Here is a 276-nt window from a genome sequence, read left to right on the forward strand (position 1 = left end):
CACCTGCACGACCTTCGTCAAGCAGCTTACGGAACATTTCTACGCCAGTACAAGTTGTTTTAGAAGTCGTGCGGATACCAACGATTTCTACTTCGTCGCCCACTTTAACGATACCACGCTCTACACGACCTGTTACTACTGTACCACGGCCAGAAATAGAGAATACGTCTTCGATTGGCATCAGGAATGGCTTATCGATATCACGCTCTGGCTCTGGAATGTAAGAGTCTAAAGCTGCTGCCAGCTCAAGGATCTTCGCTTCCCACTCCGGCTCGC

1 protein-coding gene is annotated in these 276 nt (G+C 49.6%); it reads right to left on the reverse strand.

Going from position 1 to position 276, the window contains the following annotated elements:
• The coding region (locus MMG82_RS21480; RefSeq protein ID WP_241407425.1) for an EF-Tu/IF-2/RF-3 family GTPase at positions 1 to 276 on the reverse strand (276 nt) is incomplete at both ends.

Source organism: Shewanella sp. MM_2022_3 (assembly GCF_022557375.1).
GTDB lineage: Bacteria > Pseudomonadota > Gammaproteobacteria > Enterobacterales > Shewanellaceae > Shewanella > Shewanella xiamenensis.